Origin of the sequence: Caballeronia sp. LZ028, from assembly GCF_031451415.1 — a bacterium.
Classification (GTDB): domain Bacteria; phylum Pseudomonadota; class Gammaproteobacteria; order Burkholderiales; family Burkholderiaceae; genus Caballeronia; species Caballeronia zhejiangensis.
Genome location: NZ_JARUXN010000002.1, coordinates 461618 through 473735, shown reverse-complemented (window position 1 = coordinate 473735; position 12118 = coordinate 461618). Strand labels below are relative to the sequence as shown.

Sequence of the window (12118 nt, the reverse complement as noted above, 5' to 3'; positions counted from 1 at the left end):
CTTGCTGCAGGCGTATCGCTTCATCGCGGATAGCCGCGATCAGGCGACGGGCGAACGCCTCGATAACCTGGAAGATCCGTATCGTCTGTTCCGTTGCCACACGATCATGAATTGCGTCGACGTGTGCCCGAAGGGGCTCAACCCGACCAAGGCGATCGGCAAGATCAAGGAATTGATGGTGCGACGGGCGGTTTGATCCCCGCACCGTAAGGAAAAAAAGCGCAGTCTCGAAAGAGGCTGCGCTTTTTTTTATCTGCGATATGCGCCGATGCATTGAAGTGATTGCATAGCTAACCATCTCGCACCAGACGATATTTCAATCTTGTAATGAGACTGTCGTCTCACTAGAATGAATTGGAAAGCATGACCCGTGCAAGGAGGCAATCATGACGCTGACTGCTGTCGAGATGGACCGCAAGATCGAAGAGCATTTCGGTTTTGAACGAAGCGACGATGTCGAAGGCGTGCTCGCCACGCTCACCGACGATGTCGAGCACGATGTCGTTGGCTGGCCTGCCGGTCCGGCGCACGGACGCGAGCGCGCGCGGCCGTTCTACGAAGCGTTGTTTGCCGATCTGTCGGAGAGCCGGGTCGAGTGCTTGCGCCGTCTGTATGGCGACGGCTTTGTCATCGACGAGTCGTTGTGGCGCGGCAAGGCGCCGGGCCGGCCGTTCGGGCTCGAAGGCCGTGGGCGTCCGCTGGAATTTCGCATGCTGCATGTCGTCGAATTCAGCGAAAGCGGACAGATTCGCCGTGAAAACGTGTGGGTCGATCTCGCGGCGATCATCGGTCAGTTGCCGCAGGCTTGATATGGCGAAGTCCGAACCGAAGACCCGCGGCAATCAGAAGCAGCGCACGCGCAAGGATCTGCTGAAGGCGGCATCGGCGCTGATGAAGCAAGGGCGCAAGCCCGGGCTGGAAGAGGTTGCGGCAGAAGCGCTCGTGTCGCGTGCGACGGCGTATCGGCATTTCCCGAGCATCGATGCGCTCTTGCTCGAAGCATCGCTCGATGTCGACACACCCGTTGCGAGCCAGCTATTTTCGGCGCGCGCATCGGCCGATCCGGTCGCGCGATTGTTGCGTGTCGACGCCGCGCTCAACGACATGATTCTTGCGAACGAAGCACCGTTGCGCATGATGCTCGCGCATTCGCTGGAGCGGGCGGCGAAGGGCGAATCGCAGGACGACATGCCGCTGCGGCAGAATCGCCGCACACCGTTGATCGAGTCCGCGCTCGAACCCGCGCAAGACGAGTTCAGTCCCGCCGCGCTCGACACGCTCACGCAGGCGCTCGCGCTCGTCATCGGCACGGAGGCGATGATCGTCTGCAAGGACGTGCTGCAACTCGACGACGCACGCGCGCGCAAGGTCAGACGCTGGGCGATTCGCGCGCTGGTGCAGGCGGCGCGTCGAAGCGGAATGGACGAAGCAGGTATGGGATAATCCCAAAATTCGCGCCCACCCGACCCAAAAGGTCGCGGATGCCGCGCGCAAGGGCCCTCACCCCTCGTGGCCCGCTTTCATTCGCGACATTCCAACCGCAACCACGATGCCCACATACCGTTCCAAAACCTCCACCGCCGGACGCAACATGGCGGGCGCGCGCTCCCTCTGGCGCGCCACCGGCATGAAAGACGAAGATTTCTCGAAGCCGATCATCGCCGTCGTCAACTCGTTCACCCAGTTCGTGCCGGGGCACGTTCATCTGAAAGACCTGGGCCAGCTCGTCGCGCGTGAGATCGAAGCCGCGGGCGGCGTGGCGAAGGAGTTCAACACGATCGCGGTCGACGACGGCATCGCGATGGGTCACGACGGCATGCTGTACTCGCTGCCGAGCCGCGACATCATCGCGGATTCGGTCGAATACATGGTCAACGCGCATTGCGCCGACGCCATGGTCTGCATCTCGAACTGCGACAAGATCACGCCGGGCATGTTGATGGCCGCGATGCGCCTGAACATTCCCGTCATTTTCGTTTCGGGCGGCCCGATGGAAGCGGGCAAGACGCGCCTCGCGAATCCGAAGACGAAGGCCATCGAACTGAAGAAGCTCGATCTCGTCGATGCGATGGTGATCGCCGCCGACCAGTCGTATTCCGATGCGGAAGTCGCCGAAGTCGAGCGCTCCGCGTGCCCGACATGCGGCTCGTGCTCGGGCATGTTCACGGCCAACTCGATGAACTGCCTCACCGAAGCGCTCGGTCTCTCGCTGCCCGGCAACGGCACCGTCGTCGCGACGCACGCCGACCGCGAGCAGTTGTTCAAGCGCGCGGGACGCGGCATCGTCGAACTGGCGCGCCGTTATTACGAGCAGGAAGAGGCGCGCGTGCTGCCGCGCTCGGTCGGCTTCAAGGCGTTCGAGAACGCGATGACGCTCGATATCGCGATGGGCGGCTCGACCAACACCATTCTTCACTTGCTGGCGATCGCGCGCGAAGCCGAGATCGACTTCACGATGAAGGACATCGATCGTCTGTCGCGCACCGTGCCGCAGCTGTGCAAGGTCGCGCCGAACACGAACAAGTATCACATCGAAGACGTGCATCGCGCGGGCGGCATCATGGCGATCCTCGGCGAACTGGATCGCGCGGGCAAGCTGCATACCGACGTGCCGACCGTGCACGCGCCGACGCTGAAAGACGCGCTCGCGCAATGGGACGTCAAGCTCACCGACGACGAAGCCGTCAAGACGTTCTACATGGCAGGTCCCGCAGGCGTGCCGACGCAAGTCGCGTTCAGCCAGAACACGCGCTGGCCGAGCCTCGATACGGATCGCGCCGAAGGCTGCATTCGCTCGTACGAGCACGCGTTCTCGAAGGAAGGCGGCCTTGCGGTGCTGACGGGCAACATCGCGCTGGATGGCTGCGTCGTGAAGACGGCGGGCGTCGATGAAAGCATTCTCGTGTTCGAAGGCACGGCGCACGTCACCGAGTCGCAGGACGAAGCCGTCGAGAACATCCTCAATGACAAGGTGAAGGCGGGCGATGTCGTCATCGTTCGATACGAAGGTCCGAAGGGCGGGCCCGGCATGCAGGAAATGCTGTACCCGACGAGCTACATCAAGTCGAAGGGTCTCGGCAAGGCATGCGCGCTGCTGACGGACGGACGTTTCTCGGGCGGCACATCGGGCCTGTCGATCGGTCATTGCTCGCCGGAAGCGGCGGCGGGCGGCGCGATCGGCCTTGTGCGCGACGGCGACAAGATTCGCATCGACATTCCGAATCGCACGATCGACGTGCTGCTCTCCGACGATGAACTCGCGCGCCGTCGCGAAGAGCAGAACGCGAAGGGCTGGAAGCCCGCGAAGCAGCGTCCGCGCAAGGTGTCGGCTGCGCTGAAGGCGTATGCGAAGCTGGTGATGTCGGCGGACAAGGGCGCGGTGCGCGACTTGTCCTTGCTCGACGATTGAGGCTTTAAAGCGCCAGGGAAAGCCGCTCGATGAGCGGCTTTTTTTATCGCAACTTCAATCGCCCAGCAACCTCGGCAACTCCAGCAAAGTACGATGCGCGCCGCCTTGCTCGACCGCATCCGCATACGTCGCGCGCACGGCGCCGGCGATCGCATCGACGGCGTTGTTGTCGCCGGCCATCGTCACGTAGTAGCCGAGATCCTTCAACGCATTGGACATGTGAAACGGCATGCCCGACGGATCGCCGTCGATAAGCGACGGACGCAGCCGCTCGAGCGCCGCGCCACCACCGCCGCCTTTCGCGAGGACATCGACGAAAGTCTGCGCATCGACGCCCGCGCGTTTCGCGCAGGCCGCCGCTTCCGAGATCAGCGCGATCGTGCCGAGCGACACGAAGTTGTGCAACAGCTTCATGCTGTGTCCCGCGCCCACATCGCCGACGAGCGTCACGTTCTCCGCATAGGTACGCAGCAACGGCTCGATGCGCGCGAACAGCTCGGCCGAAGCGCCGACCAGCAGATTCAGCCGCCCTTCATGCGCTTCCTTCGCGGTGCGCGTCATGGGCGCATCGACGAAGAGGCCGCCCGCTTCCTTCACGAGCGCCGCCATGCGCTGCGTCGATGCGGGCACCGCCGTCGAGCAGTCGATGACGATCGCGCCCGGCTGCAATCCCGCGAGCACGCCATCGGGCGCGGTCAGCACCGCTTCGACTTCGGGCGAGCCCGTCACGCACAGAATGACGATGTCCGATGCGCGCGCGAGCGCCTCGCCGTTCGCGACGGTCTTCACGCCGCCCGCGAGCAGTTCGTCGAGCGGCTGATTGCCGGGATGCTCGACGACCGTCAGCGGATAACCATGCTTCATCACGTTACGCGCGATGCCGTGCCCCATCAGGCCGACACCGATCATGCCGATGCGTTGCTTCATGCTGTGTCTCTCTTCATGTTGTCGTGTAAGTTTGAAAATGCTCAGCGGTTCACGAGGCGCTTCGGCAGCAGCATCGTGAGAACGATGCCGAGCGCGAGGCAGCCGACCATCGGGAAGATCGGCAGCGTCATGCCGCCGGAAGCCTGCTTCAGAAAGCCGACTACATATGGGCCGAAGAAGCCGCCGAGATTGCCGAACGCGCTGATCCATGCGATGCCGACCGCCGCCGCGGCCTGTCCGAGCACGGCCGTCGGCATGCTCCAGAAGAGCGGCGGAAACGACAGCAATCCCGCATTCGCGATGCACAGCGCGATCATGCCGAGCCACAGGTTGTCATGCCAGAGCACCGACAGCGACAAGCCCACCGCGCCCATCAGCAGCAGCGCCGCGACGTGCAAGCGCCGCTCGCCGCGCTTGTCCGCGCTGCGGCCGAACATGACCATCACGACGACCGCGACCGCGTTCGGCAATGCGGCGAGTGCGCCGATCGCGAAGTCGCCGGAGATGCCCATCGACTTGATCATCGTCGGGGCCCAGAAGGTGTAGCCGTAGATGCCGAAGACATCGAGAAAATAGATGAGGCAGAACGCCCACACGAGCGCGCTGGTGAAGAGGCCCTTGTGATTCGATTGCGCCGTTACCGCGCGATCCTCGGCGAGCACGCGCGACAACAACGCGCGATCCGTTTCGCTGAAACGCGGGCTTTGGGTGACGTCGTCGTCGAGTCCCTTCCATGTATAGACCGCCGCGAGAAACGCGGGCAATGCCTCGACGATGAAGATCCACTTCCAGCCTGGCAACTGCATGAGACCATCGAAGTACTGCATGATGAAGCCCGTCAGCGGCGAACCGATGAGACCCGCCAGCGCGAGCGCCGCATAGAACATGCTGAGGATGCGCGCGCGGCGGTTGCGCGGAAACGACTGGCCGATATAGAAGACGATCGCCGGAATGAAGCCCGCTTCCGCGACGCCAAGCAGGCAGCGCATCACATAGAACTGCATGGGCGTGGAGACGAAGGCCGTGAGGCCCGACACGATGCCCCACGACAGAATGATGCGCGTGATCCATCGGCGCGCGCCGACGCGTTGCAGGATGATGTTGCTCGGCACTTCGAAGACCACATAGCCGAGAAAGAAGATGCCCGCGCCGAAGCCGAACACGGCATCGGAGAAACCGAGTTGCTGCGCCATTTGCAGCTTCGCGAAGCTCACATTCACGCGATCGATGTACGACGTGATGTACGCGAACATCAGGATCGGCAGGATTTGCAGCGCGAGGCGGCGAAAGATCTGGTCCGCGGTGGCCGCATCGTGTGACGCAGCGGGCGATGCCGCGCCTTGCGGCATGTTGGTCGCATCGATTTCCACGTCTGTCTCCGTATTTGTTTTTGCGTCCCTGCTCGCGCGGGACGCGGCGGGACAGAAGAAATGTAGCGGCTGCGGAGCGCGAGTGATATGCGAAATCGTTGAAGCGGGCTTTCGAATAGTTCGAACACGGGGTGGAGGGCGGGGCGGGGTTTGATCCGGGTTTTCCTGTATGGCCCGCGACGCAGCGAGTGTTCGCTCTGGACAGCGAGTTGAAAGAATGTGCGATTTGGCTTCCTCACACCGATCGGACCGGTGAAGAAGAGTTGAATTTTCTCTCGATTCTTCAAGTCTGCTGCTCAAAGGCAATTTCTCATTCTTTCAATCACGCGCTTCGATCTCATGGTATGGGCGATGTCCGAATTCTGATTTCTTTAATCAATAGGTCGTGAATGTCAAACAAATACCGATCAGCCGGGTTGACCTGTTTGTGATGCAATCCTAAATTCATCGGTCCAAAGAAAAACGATTAATGCTTGAGTTCGTTGAACAGAATAAGGATCGCGTATGAATGCTGTGACGAAAAATCTGACCGACGCGCTGCGCCATCCGAGTGCGCGCCTTACGCAGATTTTGAACGTGTGGATCGGCACGCTGGATCTCGATCTGGATGTTCTGAAATTCAAAGTAAAAGCGGGCCTGTGCGAGGAATATAAGGTCGATGTGACGGTGACCTCGCCGCAGCTCGACATCGACGGCAAGACCGTGGTCGGGCGACGTGCAGGGCTGCAGATCGACGAGCGGGTGGCCGTGCCCTCGGTCGACTACGTCGCGCCTGTCAATCACGAGGCCGCGACGTTCAATGGCGTCGTCACCCGATGCAAACGCATCCGGACAAACCGGGACGAGGCCACTTATAAAATCCGCATCGAGCCAAGGTTCGCCGCCCTTTGCAAGCAAGTGCAGAAATCGGATGTCTTCAGGGACGTGACGTTTCAGGAGCTGGTCACGCAACTGCTGATCGACCGGACGAACTTCGACGCCTTCGATGTCGAGTTCCATCTGGAAGGCGCGCAGGAGAAGATGGAACAGATCGTGATGTACGAGGAGTCCGTGTGGGACATGATCACTCGTCACGCGAAACGAAAAGGCATTGCGTGGTTCTATAAACAGGCGCGCGGCCAGGACGGGCAACTGGACACATTGGTGTTCACGGATAATCCGCGCGGTTACGTGCGCTCAATCGACATACCGCTGATGCCGGATTCCGGGCTCAACAATAATTGGCACGAAGCGGTGCTGTCGATTAGTGAGGCACGCGCGCTGGTGCCGGCATCGATAGAAGTATGGGAGCGCAATTACCGCACGCCCGAAGATCCTCTGCGGGCCGCAGCGAAGGTTTCAGGCACGGCTGACGATCGCTCGGTGTTCGGTCAGATCAACCGCAGCGCGGAGTTTCATCTGACGCGGCAGCAGGGCGAAGCGCTCGCGCAAACGCGGCGCGACGAGCAGATCGCGAAGCAAGCGAAGATCTCCGGCAAGACCAATGCGAAGGGCGTGGCGCCGGGCATCGTGGTGAGGCTGATCAACACGAAGCTTGCCAGCGCGCCATACGGCTTCGTGATCGAAACGATGACGATGACGGGCAGCCGCACGAAACCGGCGCTCGTGCGCTTCAAGGCAATGCCCGCGCATCTCGCCTACCGCCCCGAATTCGTGTACGAGCGCGATTGGCGGTTTCTGAAGGGTCCGGTCGTCGGCGTGGTCACGACGTTCGACTCGTCGCCTTACGGCTGTATGGATGAACACGGCCGGTATCCCGTTCTGCCCAAGTTCCTGCAAGGAACAGGCAATACTGACAAGCAACTGCTGAAGCTGCGTCTGCTGCGTCCGTTCTCGTCGTATCAAGGCGGCTTTCATTCGCCCTTGCTTCCGTCCACGGAAGTTCTGCTCTCGGGCGCGCATGCTGACATCGATCGCCTACACATTTCCGGCGCGTTGCATGACTATTCGCATCCTGACTTGGTGCGGGGCACGGATTCCTTGTTCAGTTACGCCATCTGGCGCTCGCCGCTGCTCGGTGCGGAAGTCGTGTTCAACGATCTGCAAGGTAAGGAAAGTGCGCGCATCGCCACGGTGTACCGCCAGTCGGCGGTGAACCAGGGCTATCTGCTCAACAGTAAGAAGCTTCCTCGCGGAGAGGGCTTCGAAATCACGACGCAGGCGTGGGGCACGATGCGCGCGGCGAAAGGACTGTTTCTCTCGGCGGACGCGGCCGCCGGAGTCGACACGCCGCACCTTGAAATGCCCGCGGCAATACAGCAGTTGAAGGCCGCACTGCAACGTGTGACGGATCTGGCGACGGCGACCACGCAGGCGAAAGCCGATCCGGCTGATCGAGCCACGCAATCGGCCTTGCTGCAAGCGCTCGATCAGCTTCGCGATGCGGGGCTGCTGGCTAGCGCCCCGGGCGGTATGGCGTTCGTGACGCCGAAGTCGACGCAGCATTCAGCGGGTGAGAACGTGATCGTAAGCGCGGGCCAGGACATGGACGTGAGTATTACGCGGCGACTGCGCATGGTGGCGGGCGAACTGATTTCGCTATGCGTGCTTCGACTGGGCATCAAGGTCTTTTCGAAGGGGAAGATCGAGGTGCAAGCGCAGGATGCGCCCATGGATGTGTTCGCCGATCAGCAACTGCACCTGTCGAGCGCGAACGCGAACGTGCTGGTCAATGGCAAGACGAAGGCGGTGCTGGCGAGCGGCGGCGCGGCGATCAAGATCGAGAACGGAAGTGTCGAGGTGATTTGTCCGGGGGACTTCAGGATCAAGGCGGGGTCGTTCACGTTCGAGGGACCGGAGAACCTGGATCCGATGCTGCCGGACCTGCCCCCGGGCAAGCTGGAACTTTCAGAACGATATATAAAGTCACGTTAAATTATGATTATCAGCCCCCCGTTTCTTCCAGCTGAAGGCCTCAACATGCCCGCCGAGAAGTGGAAGACCGACCCGATGATGGATGTGGTCGATACCTTCGAGTTGTCGCACAGTGGCGTGTTTCCAGTTGCACTCGATCGTCGTTGGCATTGCGGCATGCATCTGGTGCCCTTCCGCGGGCTGGGTCAGAAGGAGCCTGTGCGGGCTATCGCAGATGGCGAGGTCGTGGCCTATCGCGTGGCCAAGGATGCCATTTCGGATGGGCAGAAGAGCGCGGATGGTACCGAGGCGCTTAACAGCAACACCGGTTTTGTGCTGATCAAACACACGACCGAAACTGGAGAAGGCCGTACGATCACATTCTATTCGTTATACATGCACTTGCTCGATCTTGTGAGAACGAACGCGTTGGTGCCGCAACCGAACGTCCCCGCGCCGAACAGTTCACCCAACGCGCTGCCCTCATGGCTGCTTGCCGAGACGAACGGCGTGCAATCTGGCGGCGGCAAGAGGGTATATCGCAAGGATCAGTTGGGCTTTCGGGGCTACAGTCATGGTGAGGCGCATTTGCACTTCGAGGTTTTTATGACCGAGGAGGACTTCACCGCGTACTTCGAGCAAGACGGGCATCACGTTGCGCTGGGTGAGGCGCATCCGACTACGCCAGCGTCGAAGGACTATTGGGGGAGCACGTATTTCGTGATTCCCAGCGGCTCGACTTTCGTCAGTGTGCCGGCGGGCTTGGGCGAGCTGGAAACGAAAGGCCGCTCGCCCAAGCCGTTCTTCCCGACGTTGGACGCGGGATCGTTGGATGAGAACAGTACGCTCTATGTTGAGGCGTACTTCAGTCGCGGCGAGCGCTTCACCCGGGCGTGGACCGCGGGAGGCGACGGTAGGCCGGTTCCGCTGACGCCCAATTTCCTGCAGGATAAATTCGAAGGGTACGAGTACGCCCTTTATGAGCGTGCCACTGCGCTGTATGGAACCTGTCCCAGCGAAGGCTACGAGTTACTGCGTTTTGGGCGCATCCTTAGCACGGATACGCCGACATTGCCCGCCGCTGAACAAGCCACGTGGGTGGCGGTGCCGTTCGCCGAAGGTAAGACGGGTTATATCGACATCAATCAAGCCGGCGTTCAGAAGCTTTCGGACGCCGATTTTCCGCCGTTCATGAATTGGCAGAAGATCGAGGACGGCAATACGCCATTCGATGAGAATGGATTATGCGGATATGACGCGCTGTGCCAAATAACGGATTCGGCCAACGCACAGTCTGCAAGCGTGCCCGCTGCGGAGAATCGCGAGCCGTCGCCTGCATCCGCAACCGTGCCTCCGGCGTTCACACACGATCGGCAAGTAGCCGCATTGGTGCAAAACGACGCCGATGTGCGCTCAAAGCTTAGAGGGTTTATCTGCCATGCAAAAAGCGAATGGGATGCGAGCAATAACGATGAACGTTACGGCGCGTTAAACGAGCCCGAAGGCTTTTTCGGCAAACGTAAGGACGATGATCCGCAAGGTTATGAGAACTTCATCAACTTCGGGAAGCAGTTTCAGTTCATGGGACAAACGCCGCTGGGTGAAGGAAAAAATTTTTGGTATTTCCATCCGATGGCGTTTATTCGGCACTTCAGACGGTGCGGATGGTTGAGCGCGAGCGAATTCAAACGAATTTACTCGGATGACCATTACGGTCGAAACTCACGTCCAACACCGGAAGACTTACGTTCAACATATTTGGTTCCTATTAACTTGGCAACGCGAAAATTCAGCCTTGTGTCGCCGTTGAGGCTTGCGCATTTCCTCGGTCAAGGTGCGGTAGAAAGCGGATGGCTCACATCGATGCAGGAAACCAGCATGACAGGAAAAATTGAACCAGGTATCGTCCGTGGCAGAGCGAAGAATTCAAAATCACAGTTATCGGAAGTCTCTCTTGGACATTGGTACGGCCAAGTCGAGGAAGAGGATGATCCTTGGTTTCGATCCGAGAAATTCAACAGTCATGGCGGGCGAATTTCGAGTTCGTATGACTGGAGAAACGGAAATTGCGATAAGGTCGATTCGCAGAAGTTTCGTGGACGTGGTTTTAAGCAGCTAACGGGTCGAAGTAACTACGCCGACTATTGGATTTTTCGCGGCTGGATCCAGAGATCCTCATTCGATGCGTCATGGTGGTCCGATCCTGAGTTCATAAACCGTAATCGTAGTGCGACGAGAAAGATACCTGCCAACATTGATGATCCTCAACGAATAGGTCTTCCCGGGAATTGCATCGATAGCGGAGCATTCTATTTGACGTGCGCGCGTCCGAAGGTCGTCGGGACTATCGATGGCGATATTCCGACCTTGGCAACTGATGGAGCAACGAAGCAAAGAGAGAGAGACGTTTCTCGCGCGGTCACCTATGCGATTAATGGAGGTTATATTGATGATGAGCGTAGACTTGAATACACGCGATTAGTAAAGGGAGTGATCTGTGATTGAAAGGAATCTGTCACTGATCGTTTTTTTCGTTTCGGCGACCGTCTTTTCGGTGATTTCGCACGCAGAAACCAAATACGAGGCGATCGGCAATACGCTAAAAATAGAGGATGGAGGTCGCGATCTTCGGACGTGCAAGTTAGATGAAGAAGCTATTCATGCTGTTGTGAGCTTCGACAAATCGGCTCTCATCGTATCAGACACTGGATACGTGAACATGCGGGACCTGAAACAATGTTCGGTCAGCGACGTCGTTCACGTTTCGCATATTCCGGAAAAGGTAGGGGTATTATCCGATATTAATTTGCCGGAGGGAATTTATGTGTCTCTGGATTTTGTGACGGTCCGGCCATACACTTGGTTGGCCACCGTAGCGCGCATTGCCTCAACTCACAATTTGGTTTCTTTGAATGGTGCTTATATAAAAGGCAAGTCGATCAAGGACCTGCAGAAACATTCGTTCGGAGGCAGCGGTGATCCGGGAACATCGATCATCGCGCCAAGCGGTCGCTACGTTTCGCCAACCGGGGATGCAACATGTTCTGAGGATTCGTATCCCGGCGTATGGGATGTTAAAGAGAATAAACGGGTAATTACGGACCAAATTTCTTGCTCAGCGCTTTTTTCCACAAAACGAAACTAATGCAATCACGAGCTTTAGTTAATCTTCCCCTGCGCGAAAAATCCAGTTTCCTCCGGTGTTGCAGAATTTTTCGGAACGGGTCATTCGTGAAAAACGGAAATGAATGGAAAGGTAAGGTCGTCTGGCTAATCAAAGGCCTCACATTTTAGAAAAATGAAATCCCCCATCCGCGAATACGACAAACTCGAGCACGGCGGCGAAGTCACGAGCGGCTCACCCTTCACCATGTTCATGGGTCGCCGACTCGCCCGCGTTGGCGATAGCGCGCAATGCGACCTGCACGGCAACACCACGATCGCCGAGGGCGACACGCGCTTTCCCGATCGCGACGGCCAACCCTACGCGATGCATCACCACCGCTGCGCGTGCGGTTGCCGCCTGATCTCGTCCTTGCCCAACGTGAACTTCGCCTGA

At 59.1% G+C, this 12118-nt stretch carries 9 protein-coding genes and 1 pseudogene; 8 read left to right on the top strand and 2 right to left on the bottom strand.

Features of this window, described 5'->3' with window-relative positions; genetic code table 11:
• The 4 genes and pseudogenes from sdhB to ilvD form a co-directional block, all read left to right on the top strand.
• Window positions 1-196: pseudogene (gene sdhB / locus QCE58_RS16365) on the top strand (succinate dehydrogenase iron-sulfur subunit); the annotation flags it as partial.
• A gap of 190 nt (window positions 197-386) precedes the next feature.
• A complete protein-coding gene (locus QCE58_RS16360) occupies window positions 387-809 on the top strand; it encodes a nuclear transport factor 2 family protein (RefSeq protein WP_008347086.1) in 423 nt (140 codons plus the stop codon).
• 1 nt (window position 810) lies between these two features.
• Window positions 811-1443, top strand: coding sequence for a TetR/AcrR family transcriptional regulator (locus QCE58_RS16355; protein ID WP_008347084.1), 633 nt, complete (start codon window positions 811-813; stop codon window positions 1441-1443).
• 106 nt (window positions 1444-1549) lie between these two features.
• A complete protein-coding gene (ilvD, locus tag QCE58_RS16350) occupies window positions 1550-3409 on the top strand; it encodes a dihydroxy-acid dehydratase (RefSeq protein WP_175981275.1) in 1860 nt (619 codons plus the stop codon).
• A gap of 54 nt (window positions 3410-3463) precedes the next feature.
• On the opposite strand, the gene QCE58_RS16345 is transcribed toward ilvD, so the two are convergent.
• Window positions 3464-4375, bottom strand: a complete 912-nt coding sequence (locus tag QCE58_RS16345; RefSeq protein WP_268811662.1) for an NAD(P)-dependent oxidoreductase — start codon at window positions 4373-4375, stop codon at window positions 3464-3466.
• A 2-nt stretch (window positions 4376-4377) separates the two neighbouring features.
• Window positions 4378-5706, bottom strand: a complete 1329-nt coding sequence (locus QCE58_RS16340) for an MFS transporter (RefSeq protein WP_250522360.1) — start codon at window positions 5704-5706, stop codon at window positions 4378-4380.
• A gap of 504 nt (window positions 5707-6210) precedes the next feature.
• On the opposite strand from QCE58_RS16340, the gene QCE58_RS16335 reads away from it, so the two are divergent.
• The 4 genes from QCE58_RS16335 to QCE58_RS16320 all read left to right on the top strand — a co-directional run bounded on the left by QCE58_RS16335 (window position 6211) and on the right by QCE58_RS16320 (window position 12118).
• The gene (locus tag QCE58_RS16335) at window positions 6211-8580 is read left to right on the top strand and encodes a type VI secretion system Vgr family protein (protein ID WP_250522359.1); all 2370 of its coding nucleotides are present in this window, start codon (window positions 6211-6213) and stop codon (window positions 8578-8580) included.
• Between the two features lie 45 nt (window positions 8581-8625).
• Window positions 8626-11064, top strand: a complete 2439-nt coding sequence (locus QCE58_RS16330; protein ID WP_250522358.1) for a hypothetical protein — start codon at window positions 8626-8628, stop codon at window positions 11062-11064.
• Complete coding sequence (locus QCE58_RS16325; RefSeq protein ID WP_250522357.1) at window positions 11057-11704, top strand: hypothetical protein; 648 nt, start codon at window positions 11057-11059, stop codon at window positions 11702-11704. Before QCE58_RS16330 ends, QCE58_RS16325 begins: the two co-directional genes overlap by 8 nt.
• A 153-nt stretch (window positions 11705-11857) precedes the next feature.
• Window positions 11858-12118, top strand: coding sequence for a PAAR domain-containing protein (locus tag QCE58_RS16320; protein WP_008347073.1), 261 nt, complete (start codon window positions 11858-11860; stop codon window positions 12116-12118).

Coding starts and splice junctions, on each gene's coding strand:
- QCE58_RS16355 (WP_008347084.1), top strand. CDS start 811: ATGGCGAAGTCCGAACCGAAGACCCGCGGCAATCAGAAGCAGCGCACG.
- QCE58_RS16330 (WP_250522358.1), top strand. CDS start 8,626: ATGCCCGCCGAGAAGTGGAAGACCGACCCGATGATGGATGTGGTCGAT.
- QCE58_RS16335 (WP_250522359.1), top strand. CDS start 6,211: ATGAATGCTGTGACGAAAAATCTGACCGACGCGCTGCGCCATCCGAGT.
- QCE58_RS16320 (WP_008347073.1), top strand. CDS start 11,858: ATGAAATCCCCCATCCGCGAATACGACAAACTCGAGCACGGCGGCGAA.
- QCE58_RS16360 (WP_008347086.1), top strand. CDS start 387: ATGACGCTGACTGCTGTCGAGATGGACCGCAAGATCGAAGAGCATTTC.
- ilvD (WP_175981275.1), top strand. CDS start 1,550: ATGCCCACATACCGTTCCAAAACCTCCACCGCCGGACGCAACATGGCG.